This window comes from Rhodococcus sp. O3 (assembly GCF_048897285.1).
GTDB lineage: Bacteria > Actinomycetota > Actinomycetes > Mycobacteriales > Mycobacteriaceae > Rhodococcus.
Genome location: NZ_JBMBTE010000041.1, coordinates 1 through 13,879, shown reverse-complemented (window position 1 = coordinate 13,879; position 13,879 = coordinate 1). Strand labels below are relative to the sequence as shown.

Below are 13,879 nucleotides of genomic sequence, written 5' to 3'. Positions count from 1 at the left end.
GAGTTTCGGGGGTCGGCGAGGTCGGTATCGGTGGACAATCGGCGAAACGAGGGAGGCCGGCATGGGCACACCGGTGACGACGATCGACACACGGTTCGGTGATCCGGACGCGCAGCCGATGGCGTGGAGCGACACCGAACGCCTGCTCGCGGACGCGGAACTGTACTGGCTGAGTACCACCGGGCGCGGCGGAGGACCGCACGTCACCCCGCTGATCGGGCTCTGGCGCGACGGCGCGTTCTGGTTCTGCACGGGTCCGGGCGAGCAGAAGGCCCGCAACCTGCAGCACGAGCCGCAGGTCGCGGTGACGACGGGCACGAACATCTGGGCCGACGGCACCGATGTGGTGGTCGAAGGGGACGCCCACCGGATCGCCGATCCCGCCCAGTTGCAGACGCTGGCGGACGCCTACCTCGCCAAGTACGGGGAGCAGTGGCGCTTCGAGGTGGTCGACGGCGGGTTCGGCGGCGAGGAGTTCAGCGCGGAGGTGTTCCGGGTCGACCCGCGCAAGGTCCTCGTGTTCGCGAAGCACCCGCACGGGCAGACGACGCACCGGCTACGGTGAGTGCCGCGGCCGGCGAGCGTGCAGAACTTGTCGGGATTTTCGATGGGACGCAACAAGATCTGCGCACTCGACCTCGGGCGTCAGCGCGGGGGACCGGATTCGACGGTCACCGTCGCGGTCTGTGCGGCGCCGGTCTTGTCGCGCCAGGAGATCTCGACGGTGTCGCCCGGGCGTCGCGCCATCAGGAGGGTTTCGAGGTCGCCGTTGGAGGCGACCGGCTTGCCGTCGAACGAGGTGATGATGTCGCCGATGTCGAGTCCGGCGGTCTCGGCCGGTGAGTCGAACGACACCCACAGCACCTCCGCGCCGCGGTTCTCGCCGTTCTCGCGGACGGTGGTGACCGTGACTCCGAGCAGCGGTGTCGGGCCCACGTGCACGGTGTCGCCGCCGGTGCCCGAGCGGATCTGCTCGACGATGCGCATCGCGGCGGAGATCGGCACCGCGTAGGCCTCCGGGGCGAGGGGGGTCTCGGCGGGATCCTCCGAGATCGCGCCCGCCGTGTTCACCCCTACGACGGCGCCGAACGCGTCGACGAGCGGACCACCGGAATCGCCGGGCCGGATCGCTGCGTCCGACTGCAGCATCCCGGTCAGCCGGTGCCGCGACCCGTCGACCGAGTCCCGCACCAGCACATTGCGCCCGGTCGCGACGATCGTGCCGGGAGTGGCGACGACGACCCCGCCGCCGTCGGCATTGCCGAACGCGGTGACGGCGGAACCCACCTGGGGCGCCTCGGTGTCGGCGAGCGTCGCGACCGGCAGATCCCGGGCGCTGCCGAGCTGCACGACCGCGATGTCGTGGACGCGGTCGTAGCCGTTGACGGCGACGTCGTAAGCGAGGCCGGTCGCGGCGCTGACGGCGGTGATCTCGTCGGCGCCGCTGACGACGTGATGGTTGGTGAGCACGAGGCCGTCGGAGGTCAGGACGATCCCGGTCCCCGCCATCCCCGTCCACCCGTCGGTGGCGGTGATCGTGACGACGGCGGGCACGATCCGGGCGGCGAGTTCCTCCGCGGTCGCGGGCAGGGGTGGCGCCGCCGGCACCGGTGGGGGTGGGGGCGGCACGACCGTGTCGACGGTGGCCGGTGCGGACAGCGTCAGGCTCGCGGCCGTGGCGAGTCCGACGACCAGCATCGACAGGCCGCGCATGCTCACCTCGCGGAGGCTTCCGTTTCGAGGTGGTCGACGAGTTCGCGGGCTGCGGCCCGGCCGGCGCGGTTCGCGCCGATCGTCGACGCCGACGGACCGTACCCGACGAGGTGGATGCGCGGATCGACGGCGACCTGGGTCGCGAGCCGGCCGGTCATGGTGATTCCGCCGCCGGGGTTGCGCAGGCCGAGCGGTGCCAGATGATCGAGGGAACTGCGGAATCCGGTGCACCACAGGATGACGTCGACGTCCAGCTCCCGTCCGTCCGGCCACCGGACGCCGTGCTCGGTGATCTCCGAGAAGATCGGAAGATGTTCGAGCACACCGCGTTCGCGGGCGGCACGGAGGGCCGGGGTGAGGGGGAGGCCGGTCACCGACACCACCGATCCCGGTGGCAGCCCGTGCCGGACCCGGTCTTCGACGACCGCGACCGCGGCCCGCCCCTCCTCGGGAGTGAATTCCTCTTCGCGCCAAGCAGGTTCGCGTCGGGTGACCCAGGTGGTTTCGGTGACGCGGGAGATCTCGTCGAGCAGTTGCACCGCGGAGATGCCGCCGCCGACGATGAGGACGTGCTTGCCGGCGAATTCGTCGGCCGTCCGGTAGTCCTTGGTGTGCAGTTGCCGTCCGCGGAACCGTGCGGCGCCGGGATACCACGGCACGAACGGGTGCTCCCAGGTGCCGGTCGCGTTGATGATGCCGCGCGCGGCGTACACGCCGTGATCGGTTTCCACGCGCAGGTATTCGCCGCGGTCGCACACGACGATCACCTGGACGGGCCGGCGCACCGGAAGGTGGTAGCGCTGCTCGTAGGCGCGGTAGTACTCGGGGACCGCCGCGGCGGCGGGTACCTTCCCGTCGGTGGTGTCGACGGCGTCGGCGAACGAGGATCCGGGCAGGTCGTGGAGTCCGTTGACGGTGTCGAGGGTCAGCGTCGGCCAGCGGTGCTGCCATGCCCCGCCGGGGCCGAACGACCGGTCCAGTACCACGAACTCGCTGTCCGGCTCCTTGCCGAACTTCTGCAGGTAGTAGCCCGCCGACAGGCCGGCCTGTCCGGCTCCGATCACGACGATGTCGACGAACGTGTCGGGATCGCCGGTCGTCATATCGTGTCCACTCCCTGTCGTGGGTTGGTCTGTGGCAATCATGATGCCAACTGTCCGGCCGGTCCACCGAGCTATGACTCCGAGCCCTCGAAACCGTGGCGGAAAATGTGATATCACTTTAATATCGCATTACCGAACCACGACGAGGAGCGTGCCATGGCCGCAACGCAATCGACGATCACCGAACGCCCCGGGCGTTCCCGCAACGGCTGGGTGGTGCTCGGCATCGGGCTCCTCGTCGAACTGGCCGGCATCGGGCTGATCGTGCTGGGTGCACTGCAGACGAACATTCCGCTGATCGTCGCCGGTGCCGTCCTGGTCGCCCTCGCGAGCGCCGCCCTCGCCGGTCTCGTGCTGGTCGAACCGAACCAGGCGCGCGTGCTGCAGCTGCTCGGCGGTTCCTACGCGGGCACTCTCCGGGAACCGGGACTGCGCTGGATGAACCCGCTCAACACCCGCCGCAAGATCTCCACCCGGATCCGCAACCTCGAGACCGGCAAGGCGAAGGTCAACGACGCGGACGGCAACCCCATCGAGATCTCCGCGGTCATCGTGTGGCAGGTCCAGGACACCGCCCGCGCCGTCTTCGACGTCGACGACTTCGAGGAGTTCGTCGCGGTCCAGACCGAAGCCGCCGTTCGTCACATCGCCGGCAGCTATCCCTACGACGCGCCCGCCGACACGATGTCGCTGCGTCAGAACGCCGACGAGATCACCACCAAGTTGTCCGAGGAGGTCGCCGAGCGCGTCCACTCGGCCGGCGTGCACGTCGTCGAATCGCGCATCAACCAGCTCGCCTACGCCCCCGAGATCGCACAGGCCATGCTGCGCCGCCAGCAGGCGGGCGCGGTCATCGCCGCGCGGGAGCAGATCGTCATGGGCGCGGTCGGGATGGTCGCCACCGCCCTCGATCAGCTCGAGCGCGAGCACACCGTCGAACTCGACGAGGAACGCAAGGCCACGATGGTCAGCAACCTGCTCGTCGTACTCTGTGGAGACCAGGGCGCCCAGCCCGTCGTCAACACCGGTTCGCTCTACCAGTAGTCAGGTCCGATCCGCATGGCCGAACGCAAGAAGCTGCTGCTGCGGCTCGACCCGGCGGTCCACGATGCGCTGGCGAGGTGGGCGGGCGACGAGCTGCGCAGCACCAACGCGCAGATCGAGTTCCTGCTGCGCCGCGCGTTGACCGAGGCCGGCCGGATGCCCGGTCATGCGGAGAAGATCCGCCGGCCCGGTCGCCCGGCGAAGACCGACCGCGCCGAGCCGGCCCCGGGCGACACGGACGATTGAAGGTACGAAACCGTTGCTCTGCAAGAGTTTCTGATCGAGTTACCGTGTCGCGCGCCGGACGGTCACCGTGAACACCGAATCCGTGGGCAGTCTCGGCGTCGGCTTCGGACGGTTCTCCGGCGCGGTCGTGCCGACACGAACCAGCGCCTGCGGGCATCCGCCCTCGGGCAGCAACGTGCGGATCATCTCCCGGCTCTGCCCGAACTCGGTTACGTGGGTGAGCGGGCACGTGGCCAGTCGATCGACGGTGGCCTCGAGCAATACCGCCGACAATGCCTCGCCCGCTCGCAGCCAGTCCTCGCACGTGTTTCCTTCGGTGCTGACCACCAGGACGGTCGAGCGGTCGATGTCCGGGGCCTCGCCCGACGTTCGGCTGCCCGGCGGGAACCGGCGGCCGATGTCGACGCGCGCGCTCTGCTCCGCCGTGGCGAGCGCCTCCGGGGGAATGCCGACGGATTCGACGCAATGGCCGGTCCACCAATGAAGTTCGGTCTGATACGCGCTGTCGTAGCGCCGCATCGCAGCAGTGAGTTCGGTGGCCGCACCGAGGACCTGGCGAGCGTCCTCCGGCAACACCGTCACTCTCGTTCCGGGGTGGAGCACCTCACGGAGCGGTCCGGGGAAGCCGGTGCCGGCCGACGGCGGCGCGAACGGCCTGCGGTCGGAATAGCGCCTGCGGATCGCGGCCACGAGATCGAAATCGTGCGATGCCGGTCGAGCACCGTGGCTGAACCGGATGCTGGCCAGATGGTTGGAATGTTCTCCCACCGGCAGGCGCTCGATCTCGGTGGACCACTTCAACGCGGTCGCCGCGATCTGCAGGTGATGGAGGGCGGCGCCGCAGCTCAGGACGAGCTGCCGTGCGGACGGATCCGTCGACGGCAACAGGCGGCTGCGGTCGCTGAAGAGGTCGAGGTGCCCGTCGGAGTACGTCCACCGCCACGGTTGGCTGTTGTGCACCGACGGTGCGCGGCAGGCGAGATCGACTGCCATCTTGACCGTGTTCACATCGGGAATCCGTGGGTCCATGACCACTCCTGGGAGTGCAGCCCGCCGTACAGCCGACGAGTGTGCTGATCCGCTCCCCATCATTGTTCGCCGCCCCTGATTTTACCGCCAGCGACAGGCGCGACCGCGTGGAACGCTCAGGCTCGCCGGATGGGATGATGCCTGCGCCAGGATCGGAAGGTGAGGCAAGGAACATGATCGGGATCAGCCGCGACGGTGACGTCGTCACGATGAAACTGCAGCGCGCCGAGCGGCGGAACGCGCTCAACACCGAGATGTGCGTGCAACTCCGCGAGTGCATCGAGCAGGCCGTCGAGGACGACGCGCGCGTCGCCGTCATCACCGGCGAAGGACCGGCGTTCTGCGCGGGTGCCGATCTGTCCGGTGACGTGTACGCGGAGGGGTTCCTCGACAGCCTCACCGAGATGCTGACGACCATCGAGACGGCGCCGATTCCGGTGATCGCCGCCGTCAACGGCCCCGCGATCGGAGCCGGTACGCAGCTCGCACTCGCGTCGGACCTGCGCGTGGTCGCGCCGAAGGCCCGGTTCGCGGTGCCCGCCGCCCGGCTCGGGATCTCGGTGGATCGATGGACCGTGCGCCGGCTCGCGACGCTCATCGGTGGGGGAGCCGCTCGCGCGGTGTTCCTCGCCGCCGATTCGATCCATGCGGACGAAGCGCTCGCGCGGGGCCTGGCCAACCGGATCGGCGACCTCGAGGCCGCGCAGGCATGGGCGCAGGAGATCGCGACACTCGCGCCGCTGTCGCTGCGCGCCATGAAACTGTTCCTCAACGACGACCGCACCCGCGACGAACCGTCGCCGGAGCAGATGTCGGCGCTGGCGGCGGCGTGGCTCAGCGAGGACGCGCAGGAGGCGCGCGTGGCGCGCGCCGAGAAGCGCGATCCGGTGTTCCGCGGAAAGTAGCCCGGCACGTCTCCCGTTCCCCATTTCGATCCGAGAGGGATCGGGAGACGCGCCCTAGAGTGGTGTGGTGAGCGTCAAACAGGCTGCCTCGTCCGCCCTCGCCGGAGCCGGATTGCTGTGGGTGGCGCGTGCCGCCCGCGGTCTGCCGACCTCGATCGGCGCGTCCGTCGCCGACATCCGGCCGTACGCGGCGGGTTCGCCCCGATATCGCGACGGCCGGTTCCACAACTCCGAGCCGAGCAGCACGCTCGGTCCGGAGGCGGGCGGTGGTTTCCTCAAGGACATCCTGACCCGCGGGACCGTCGGAACACCGCGGACGGAGGTGCCGCTCGCACCGCCGCTCGCGCCGGTGGACGCCGCCGAGCTGGCGGTCACCTGGTACGGGCATTCGAGCGCGCTCGTCGAGATCGACGGGCATCGCATTCTCGCGGACCCGGTGTGGAGTGATCGGGTGTCGCCGTCGGAGACGATCGGGCCCGCCCGCATGCATCCGGTGCCGGTGCAGCTCGCCGAACTGCCCCGCATCGACGCGGTCGTGATCTCCCACGACCACTACGACCATCTCGACCGCCGCACCATCGAACTGCTGGCCGCCACGCAACGCGACATCCGCTTCCTGGTGCCGCTCGGCGTCGGCGCGCACCTGCGCCGGTGGCGGGTTCCGGAGGAGCGGATCGTCGAACTCGACTGGGATCAGCACACCGAGGTCGGGGAGCTGACGATCACGTGCACCGAGGCCCGTCACTTCTCCGGTCGCGGATTCGCGCGAGACATCACGTTGTGGTCGTCGTGGGTGATCGCCGGCCCGACTCGCCGCGTGTTCTTCGGCGGCGACAGCGGATACACGAGGCGGTTCGCCGACGTCGGGGACCGGTACGGACCGTTCGATCTGACGCTGCTGCCGGTCGGCGCGTACGACCGTCGCTGGCCTGACATCCACATGAACCCCGAGGAGGCCGTGCGAACGCACGGTGACCTCGGTTGCGCGGACCGTCCCGGCAGTCTGCTCGTGCCGGTACATTGGGGCACCTTCAACCTCGCCTTCCACGCGTGGTCCGAGCCGATCGCGCGGCTGTTGCCGGCAGCGCGGGCCGCGGGGGTCGCGACCGCGGTCCCGATGCCGGGGCAGCGCGTCGACGCGCTCCGGCCGGGTGCCCAGCATCCGTGGTGGGTGACCCTCGGCTGAAGACTTCGCGCGATGCGCCGTTTGCCCGACTCCTGCCGTGGGTACCAAGGAGCCACACGGATTCCGCGTCCGGCTCGGGTGGCCGGACCACGGCTCGAGGAGGGTTCTGATGTCGACGGATGCCATCGTGATTCTGAAGGACGATCACAAGGAGATTCGACGGTTGTTCCGTGCCTTCCGGGGTGCGGGTGAGAACGCGGAGAAGGAGAAGGGCCAGCTCGTCGACAAGATCATCGAGGCGCTGACCGTGCACACCTACATCGAGAACGAGTGCATGTATCCGAAGGTCCGCGACCTCCTGCCGGACCTCGAGGAAGACGTTCTCGAGTCCTACGAGGAACACCACGTCGCCGACGTGCTCGTCACCGAGCTGGCGGGAATGTCGCCGTCCGACGAGCGTTTCGACGCCAAGGCCACGGTGCTGATCGAGAACGTCGAGCACCACATCGAAGAGGAAGAGGAAGAGTGGTTCCCGCAGGTTCGTGAGCAACTCGGCCGTAAGAAGCTGCAGGAGATCGGTGCGGAGATGCTCGAACTGAAGAAGAAGGCGCCGCGCTCACCGGCCCAGCCGTCGGCGCTCAAGAAGACGGTCGACGCCGTTCTGGCCTGAACCTGTTCCAGTGCAACGGAAGTCCGGCGCAACGGAAGTTCGGCGCAACGGAAGTCCGGCGCAACGGAAGTCCGGGGAAGAAGCGCTCACATGTCCTCGGCGTCGCGCGCTTCTTCCTCGGCGATCCGCCGGGCATCGTGGCGCTTGCGCCACGTGATGATGGCGAAAACTGCTGCTGTACCGCAGATTCCGCCGACAACCATTCCGAGCCACGTTTCCGGGTCCTGGTCGATCGGAGCCGACAGGCGCGCATAGATCCCGACCACGCCGACGATGTACAGCGCAGCAGCGAAGACGGCGCGGGGACGCCACGTCTTGGCCGAGGCGTACACGTCGACGTTCTGGGAGCGTGCGTAGGCGGTGGTGACGATCGAGACCACGATCCACGCGAGGAGAATGCCGAGTGCGGTCCACGCGCCGACGCGTCCGGCGACCCAAGGGAGGACGGCCGTCGCGACGAGCGCAATCCATTGGGCCAGTTGGAATCCCACTGCGGACGTTTCGTTCCAGACGTCGCGCTGACGTTCGTCGCGGTAGAAGTCGTCGTCGAGATCCCCGATCACGCGAGCGGCCTTGACGAATGCGGTCATGGTGAGTCCTCCTCGGTGAGTGGGAACAGATCTTCGACGGTGGTGCCGAGGGTGCGGGCAAGCCGTAACGCGAGGTAGACGCTCGGCGCGTAGTCGCCCTTCTCCGTGGACACGATGCTCTGGCGGCTGACGCCGACCCGCTCGCCCAGTTCGGCTTGGGTGATCCGCAATTGCTTGCGGAACTCGCGAACTCGGTTGCTGCTCGGTGTGCCTGCCACGAAGAGAAGTCAAGCATCCTTGTCATACGGTGTCAAGGGTGCTTGTCTTTTCGTGGCCCCGGTTCGTTTCGCGGGGAGGCGGAGCGGGTACCAGTCCGTCATGCCGATACCCGCAGATACCGCACATTCGACGTCCGCGACCGGCCCGGCCGTGAGCGGCCTCCGGGCGTTGCGTCTGGTCGCGACCCTCGGCTTCCCGTCGGTCGCCGCCGGTGTCATCGCTCGCAGGCCCCGGTCGATGGCGCTGCTGGAACGGTTCGGCGCCGACGCGTCCGCCGTGCACGCGCTGCGCCGGCTGCGTGCGGAACACGGATCCGGGCCGCTGCAGATCGAGCTGCCCGGCAGGCGGCTGGCGGTCGTGCTCGACCCGGCCGACGTCGGCAGGATCCTCGGGGACTCGCCGGACCCGTTCGACCCCGTCACCCGGGAGAAGAAGGGTGCACTCTCGCCGTTCCAGCCGCACGGTGTGCTCATCTCGCAGGGCCACATCCGCGCCGAACGCCGCCGGCTCAACGAAGGGGCGCTGGACACCGAACACACCCTGCATCACCTGGCCGAGCCGATCGTCGAGGTCGTCGACCGGGAGGCGGGCACCCTCCTCGAATCGGCGATCCGCACCGGCACTCTCGACAACGACGAGTTCACCCGAACGTGGTGGCGCATCGTTCGCCGGATCGTCCTGGGTGACTCCGCCGCCGAGGACAACGGCATCACCGACAGATTGAAAAAGCTCCGGGCGAACGGAAATTGGTCCTACTTCATTCCCGAGCGGAGCCGTCTGCGCGACCGCTTCACCGAAGACCTGTATCGCTACGTGGACCGGGCCGAGCCGGGTTCGCTCGCCGGAGCACTCGCCGCCCTCCCCGCCGGAGGTGCGACCGATCCGGTCGGTCAGATTCCGCACTGGCTGTTCGCGTTCGACGCCGCGGGCATGGCCGCGGCGCGCACGCTCGCGCTGTTCGCCGGTCACCCGGGACAGCGCGGGAGCGCACGCGCGGAGATCGCCGCAGGTGACGCCGAAAAGCCGCAGCCCTACCCGTATCTGAGGGCCGCCGTACTCGAAGCGGTGCGGTTGTGGCCGACGACGCCGATGATCCTGCGGGACTCCACCCGCGACACGATGTGGGGCCCGGAGGTAGGGGACTCGGCGGGCGAGCCGTTCACCATCCCCGCCGGCACCGGATTCATGATCCTCACCGCCGGTTTCCATCGCGACGCCGAGACCGTGCCGTTCGCCGACGAGTTCGTCCCCGAGGTGTGGCTGGACGGACGCGCGGAGAGACATCCGGAACTGGTGCCGTTCAGCGCCGGGCCGGCGGCCTGCCCGGGACGCAACCTCGTGCTGCTGGTGACCAGCACCCTCCTGGCGCGGATGCTCACCGCCGCGGACTTCCGGGTCGTCTCCGAGCCGGTGCCGTCCCCCGACCGTCCGTTGCCGAACACGTTCGACAACTTCGGGTTGAAGTTCGAGGTGGCGCGCACCGCCGGTGCGCAAGGGTGAGGAGGAGCGACATGAACGCGTCCGGTAAGCACGACGACGAGGGCTTCCACAAGGTGGCGCCCGACCCCGAGGAAACCCCGCAGGAGGAAGACGTCGAATCGGATCACGACGACCGGTCGGACAGCGGCACCGACGCCGGTCAGGAGGCGACGGATCCGGCGCGCCGGGCAGGAGAAGAAGGCGGAGTCGGCGAGCAGTGACCGGGCCGGTCCTCACTCGGCCGGCGGATACGGTTCCTTCCGCAGTGCGCGGGCGAGATGCGCCGCATTGCGGGCGAGGGTTGCCGTCGCCGACGCGACCGCCTCGGGCACGGAGTCGAGGTCGTTGTAGTCACCGGGCGTCATGGCCTCTCCGTTCCAGTAGGTACAGCCCTGCGCCGGGATCGTGTACCCGCAGTCGTCGAGCGCCTGGAACAGACTCGCCACGATCGCGTGCGCCCCGTCCTCGTTGCCGACCACCGCCGCGACCGCGACCTTCCCGAACAGGATCGGGCGGCCCTCGTCGTCCGTCTCGGACAGTTCGGCATCGAGTCGTTCCAGCGCGCGTTTCGCCACGCTCGACATCTGGCCGAGCCAGGTGGGCGTCGCGACCAGCAGGATGTCTGCGTCGAGGATGCGCCGTCGGACGTCCGGCCATCGGTCGCCGTTCCCCATGTCGGCCTCGACGCCGGGACGGATGTCGAGATCGACCAGCCGGATCGTCTCACCGGTCACGTCGTACTTGCCGAGCTCGGCGAGGACATGTTCGGTGATCAGATCGCTGCTGGACGCGGCCGGGGACGGCTTGAGCGTGCAGACCAGTGCGAGCGCCTTCAGAGATGTCATGCCGTCGCGGGTACCCGTGCCGCTTCGCGGGTGAAACGCGCTCGTGCCGCTCGGTGCGCGATCGCAACTTCCCCGCGCTGGCATAGCCTGTTCTTCATGTCAGTTGAAGAGCCCACCGCGGTCGTCGGTGCCGGTGAGACGGTCGTGACCGATCCCGCCCATGTCGCCGGCGGCCTGACCACCGAGCAGGTCGCCGAACGGGTGGCGCGGGGCGCGACGAACGACGTTCCCGATCGCGCGTCCCGGTCCGTCAAGGACATCGTCCGCGCGAACGTGTTCACGCGGATCAACGCGATCCTCGGTGTGCTGTTCCTCATCGTGCTCGCCACCGGCTCGATCATCGACGGCATGTTCGGCCTGCTGATCGTGGCGAACAGCGGCATCGGCATCATCCAGGAGGTCCGCGCGAAACGGACCCTGGACAAGCTCGCGATCGTCAGCCAGACCAAGCCGGTCGTGCGGCGCGACGGCCGGTCCGCCGAGCTCGCCCCGCGCGAGGTGGTGCTCGACGACATCATCGAACTCGGTCCCGGCGACCAGTTGGTCGTCGACGGTGTCGTCGTCGAAGCCGAGGGCCTCGAGCTCGACGAGTCGCTGCTCACCGGCGAATCCGACAACGTCGACAAGGCGCCCGGCGCGACCGTGATGTCCGGCAGTTTCGTCGCGTCGGGCAGTGGCGCCTACCGCGCGACGAAGGTCGGTCGCGATGCCTACGCGGCGCGGCTGGCCGAGGAGGCCAGCAAGTTCACACTGGTGCACTCGGAACTGATGGCCGGCATCAACAAGATCCTGAAGTTCATCACCTACCTGATGATCCCGGCCGGTCTGCTCATCATCTACAACCAGCTGTTCTCGAGCGGCGAGTCGCTCGGTCCCGCGCTGAGCGGCATGGTGGCCGCGCTGGTGCCGATGGTCCCCGAAGGTCTCGTGCTGATGACGTCGATCGCGTTCGCGGTCGGAGTGGTCCGGCTCGGGCAGCGCCAGTGCCTCGTGCAGGAACTGCCGGCCATCGAGGGCCTGGCCCGCGTCGACGTGGTGTGCGCGGACAAGACCGGAACCCTCACCGAGAACGGCATGCGGCTGGCCGAGATCGTGCCGATCGACGGGGCGGACGAGAACGCCGTCCGCGCCGCGCTCGCGGCGATCGCCGGCGACGATCCGCGCCCGAACGCGAGCGTCGCCGCGATCGGAGAAGCCCTGCCCGACGATCCGGGTTGGGGTGAGGCGACCGCGACCGCCCCGTTCTCGTCGGCGAAGAAGTGGAGCGGCCAGTCGTACGGTGCCCACGGCAACTGGCTGCTCGGCGCCCCCGACGTGCTGCTCGATCCGGCATCGGACGCCGCCCGCAAGGCCGAGAAAATCGGCGCGCAGGGGCTGCGGGTGCTGCTGCTCGCCGAGAGCGACCGCCCCGTCGACGACGAGGCCGCGCCGGGCATCGTCACTCCTCGTGCGCTGGTCGTGCTCGAGCAGCGGGTGCGGCCCGACGCGAAGGACACCCTCGAATACTTCGCCGGCCAGAAGGTCGACGTCAAGATCATCTCCGGTGACAACGCCGTGTCGGTCGGTGCCGTCGCGTCGTCCCTGGGTCTGGCGAACGGGGATCGGCCCGTCGACGCGCGTACCCTCCCCGAGGACCCGGACGAGCTCGCCGCCACCGTCGCGTCCGCGACCACGTTCGGCCGGGTGCGGCCCGATCAGAAGCGCGCGATGGTCGGGGCACTGCAGTCGCGTGGGCACACCGTCGCGATGACCGGCGACGGCGTGAACGACGTGCTGGCCCTCAAGGACGCCGACATCGGAGTCGCGATGGGCTCGGGCAGCCCCGCTACCCGCGCGGTTGCGCAGATCGTGTTGCTGGACAACAAGTTCGCGACGCTGCCGCACGTGGTGGGGGAGGGCCGCCGCGTCATCGGCAACATCGAACGGGTGTCGAATCTGTTCCTCACCAAGACGGTGTACTCGGTGCTGCTGGCGTTCTTCGTCGGGGTCTCCGGGGTGCTGTCACAGCTGTTCGACTTCGATCCGCTGCCCTACCCGTTCCTGCCGCGGCACGTGACGATCGCCGCCTGGTTCACCATCGGCATCCCGGCGTTCCTGCTGTCGCTGGCACCGAACAACGAGCGGGCCCGGCCCGGGTTCGTACCCCGCGTGATGCGGCTGGCGATTCCGTCGGGTGTGATCATCGGTGTCTCGACGTTCGTCTGCTACGTGCTCGTGTACGGGGGACCGGAGCAGACCGAGCAGCAGAAGATCCAGGCCGGTACGTCCGCGCTGATCACCCTGATCATGATCGCGCTGTGGGTGCTTGCGGTCGTCGCCCGGCCGTACCAGCTGTGGAAGATTGTGCTTCTGATCGGATCGGTGCTCGGCTACGTCATCCTGTTCACGGTGCCGTTCTGCCGCGAGTTCTTCGCGCTGGACCCGTCGGACCTCGGTTACACGACGATCGCGTTCGTGTGCGGCGCCGTCGGTGTGTTCCTGGTGGAGGTCTCGTGGTGGGTCACCGGGCGTCTGCACGGCGAGCACCGCCGCCTGTTCGCCGCCCCGGACGATCTGCTCCCGGGCGTACACTGACCGGCGTATTGCGAACACCCTCGGCAAGAACCATCCGCTTCGACGGAAGGAACAGCAGATGGGCTTCATGGATACGTTGAAGGGCTTGTTCGGCAAGGGCAAGGACTACGCCGCCCAGAATCCCGACAAGGTCGGTTCGGCCATCGACAAGGCCGGCGACCAGGTGGATCAGAGGACAGGCGGCAAGTACGCCCAGCATGTCGACAAGGCGCAGGACGCGGCGAAGAAGCACCTCGGTGCCACCGGTGGCCAGGACGCGGGCACACCGCCGCCGGGTGCGCCGCCGGCCCAGCCCCCGACCCCGCCCCCCGGGACGGAGCAGCCGGGCCCGCCGCC

General features: G+C 68.9%; 16 protein-coding genes. 10 read left to right on the top strand and 6 right to left on the bottom strand.

Going from position 1 to position 13,879, the window contains the following annotated elements; translation table 11 throughout:
- Positions 1 to 61 precede the first annotated feature (61 nt).
- Positions 62 to 565, top strand: a complete 504-nt coding sequence (locus ACN675_RS13770) for a pyridoxamine 5'-phosphate oxidase family protein (RefSeq protein WP_420751375.1) — start codon at positions 62 to 64, stop codon at positions 563 to 565.
- An 80-nt stretch (positions 566 to 645) separates the two neighbouring features.
- On the opposite strand, the gene ACN675_RS13765 is transcribed toward ACN675_RS13770, so the two are convergent.
- Both ACN675_RS13765 and ACN675_RS13760 read right to left on the bottom strand, forming a co-directional pair.
- Entirely contained in the window at positions 646 to 1,713 is a 1,068-nt protein-coding gene (locus ACN675_RS13765; RefSeq protein WP_420751405.1) for a S1C family serine protease, read from the bottom strand.
- 2 nt (positions 1,714 to 1,715) lie between these two features.
- A complete protein-coding gene (locus ACN675_RS13760; RefSeq protein ID WP_420751374.1) occupies positions 1,716 to 2,816 on the bottom strand; it encodes an NAD(P)-binding domain-containing protein in 1,101 nt (366 codons plus the stop codon).
- A gap of 156 nt (positions 2,817 to 2,972) precedes the next feature.
- Between ACN675_RS13760 and ACN675_RS13755 the strand changes: the two genes are divergently transcribed.
- On the top strand, positions 2,973 to 3,860 hold the full coding sequence (locus ACN675_RS13755; RefSeq protein ID WP_420751373.1) for an SPFH domain-containing protein: 888 nt from the start codon (positions 2,973 to 2,975) through the stop codon (positions 3,858 to 3,860).
- A 15-nt stretch (positions 3,861 to 3,875) separates the two neighbouring features.
- Entirely contained in the window at positions 3,876 to 4,106 is a 231-nt protein-coding gene (locus tag ACN675_RS13750) for a hypothetical protein (protein WP_420751372.1), read from the top strand.
- Positions 4,107 to 4,145: 39 nt separating this feature from the next.
- On the opposite strand, the gene ACN675_RS13745 is transcribed toward ACN675_RS13750, so the two are convergent.
- Positions 4,146 to 5,135: an Acg family FMN-binding oxidoreductase gene (locus ACN675_RS13745; RefSeq protein ID WP_420751371.1), complete on the bottom strand. Its 990-nt coding sequence runs from the start codon at positions 5,133 to 5,135 to the stop codon at positions 4,146 to 4,148.
- A 173-nt stretch (positions 5,136 to 5,308) separates the two neighbouring features.
- Here ACN675_RS13745 and ACN675_RS13740 point away from each other — a divergent pair, with 173 nt between their 5' ends.
- The 3 genes from ACN675_RS13740 (at position 5,309) to ACN675_RS13730 (ending at position 7,836) form a co-directional block, all read left to right on the top strand.
- A complete protein-coding gene (locus ACN675_RS13740) occupies positions 5,309 to 6,040 on the top strand; it encodes an enoyl-CoA hydratase (protein WP_420751370.1) in 732 nt (243 codons plus the stop codon).
- Between the two features lie 67 nt (positions 6,041 to 6,107).
- Positions 6,108 to 7,226 (top strand): MBL fold metallo-hydrolase, encoded by a 1,119-nt coding sequence (locus ACN675_RS13735; RefSeq protein WP_420751369.1) that lies wholly within the window; start codon positions 6,108 to 6,110, stop codon positions 7,224 to 7,226.
- Between the two features lie 109 nt (positions 7,227 to 7,335).
- Positions 7,336 to 7,836 carry a hemerythrin domain-containing protein gene (locus tag ACN675_RS13730; RefSeq protein ID WP_197252599.1) on the top strand — a complete coding sequence of 167 codons (501 nt, stop codon included), beginning with the start codon at positions 7,336 to 7,338 and terminating at the stop codon, positions 7,834 to 7,836.
- A gap of 86 nt (positions 7,837 to 7,922) precedes the next feature.
- Here ACN675_RS13730 and ACN675_RS13725 read toward each other — a convergent pair whose 3' ends face one another.
- Positions 7,923 to 8,426 (bottom strand): DUF2029 domain-containing protein, encoded by a 504-nt coding sequence (locus ACN675_RS13725; protein ID WP_420751368.1) that lies wholly within the window; start codon positions 8,424 to 8,426, stop codon positions 7,923 to 7,925.
- The gene (locus tag ACN675_RS13720) at positions 8,423 to 8,644 is read right to left on the bottom strand and encodes a helix-turn-helix transcriptional regulator (RefSeq protein ID WP_420751367.1); all 222 of its coding nucleotides are present in this window, start codon (positions 8,642 to 8,644) and stop codon (positions 8,423 to 8,425) included. Before ACN675_RS13720 ends, ACN675_RS13725 begins: the two co-directional genes overlap by 4 nt.
- Positions 8,645 to 8,744: 100 nt before the next feature.
- Between ACN675_RS13720 and ACN675_RS13715 the strand changes: the two genes are divergently transcribed.
- Both ACN675_RS13715 and ACN675_RS13710 read left to right on the top strand, forming a co-directional pair.
- Positions 8,745 to 10,145, top strand: coding sequence for a cytochrome P450 (locus ACN675_RS13715; RefSeq protein ID WP_420751366.1), 1,401 nt, complete (start codon positions 8,745 to 8,747; stop codon positions 10,143 to 10,145).
- A gap of 11 nt (positions 10,146 to 10,156) precedes the next feature.
- On the top strand, positions 10,157 to 10,345 hold the full coding sequence (locus ACN675_RS13710) for a hypothetical protein (protein WP_420751365.1): 189 nt from the start codon (positions 10,157 to 10,159) through the stop codon (positions 10,343 to 10,345).
- A gap of 12 nt (positions 10,346 to 10,357) precedes the next feature.
- Here ACN675_RS13710 and ACN675_RS13705 read toward each other — a convergent pair whose 3' ends face one another.
- Complete coding sequence (locus ACN675_RS13705; RefSeq protein ID WP_420751364.1) at positions 10,358 to 10,969, bottom strand: flavodoxin family protein; 612 nt, start codon at positions 10,967 to 10,969, stop codon at positions 10,358 to 10,360.
- Positions 10,970 to 11,065: 96 nt separating this feature from the next.
- On the opposite strand from ACN675_RS13705, the gene ACN675_RS13700 reads away from it, so the two are divergent.
- Positions 11,066 to 13,543: an HAD-IC family P-type ATPase gene (locus ACN675_RS13700; protein ID WP_420751363.1), complete on the top strand. Its 2,478-nt coding sequence runs from the start codon at positions 11,066 to 11,068 to the stop codon at positions 13,541 to 13,543.
- A gap of 58 nt (positions 13,544 to 13,601) precedes the next feature.
- Positions 13,602 to 13,879, top strand: a 278-nt coding sequence (locus tag ACN675_RS13695) for an antitoxin (RefSeq protein ID WP_420751362.1), incomplete at its 3' end; no start/stop codon positions are given.

Coding starts and splice junctions, on each gene's coding strand:
- ACN675_RS13745 (WP_420751371.1), bottom strand. CDS start 5,135: ATGGACCCACGGATTCCCGATGTGAACACGGTCAAGATGGCAGTCGAT.
- ACN675_RS13725 (WP_420751368.1), bottom strand. CDS start 8,426: ATGACCGCATTCGTCAAGGCCGCTCGCGTGATCGGGGATCTCGACGAC.
- ACN675_RS13730 (WP_197252599.1), top strand. CDS start 7,336: ATGTCGACGGATGCCATCGTGATTCTGAAGGACGATCACAAGGAGATT.
- ACN675_RS13705 (WP_420751364.1), bottom strand. CDS start 10,969: ATGACATCTCTGAAGGCGCTCGCACTGGTCTGCACGCTCAAGCCGTCC.
- ACN675_RS13760 (WP_420751374.1), bottom strand. CDS start 2,816: ATGACGACCGGCGATCCCGACACGTTCGTCGACATCGTCGTGATCGGA.
- ACN675_RS13755 (WP_420751373.1), top strand. CDS start 2,973: ATGGCCGCAACGCAATCGACGATCACCGAACGCCCCGGGCGTTCCCGC.
- ACN675_RS13715 (WP_420751366.1), top strand. CDS start 8,745: ATGCCGATACCCGCAGATACCGCACATTCGACGTCCGCGACCGGCCCG.
- ACN675_RS13750 (WP_420751372.1), top strand. CDS start 3,876: ATGGCCGAACGCAAGAAGCTGCTGCTGCGGCTCGACCCGGCGGTCCAC.
- ACN675_RS13770 (WP_420751375.1), top strand. CDS start 62: ATGGGCACACCGGTGACGACGATCGACACACGGTTCGGTGATCCGGAC.
- ACN675_RS13740 (WP_420751370.1), top strand. CDS start 5,309: ATGATCGGGATCAGCCGCGACGGTGACGTCGTCACGATGAAACTGCAG.
- ACN675_RS13700 (WP_420751363.1), top strand. CDS start 11,066: ATGTCAGTTGAAGAGCCCACCGCGGTCGTCGGTGCCGGTGAGACGGTC.
- ACN675_RS13710 (WP_420751365.1), top strand. CDS start 10,157: ATGAACGCGTCCGGTAAGCACGACGACGAGGGCTTCCACAAGGTGGCG.
- ACN675_RS13765 (WP_420751405.1), bottom strand. CDS start 1,713: ATGCGCGGCCTGTCGATGCTGGTCGTCGGACTCGCCACGGCCGCGAGC.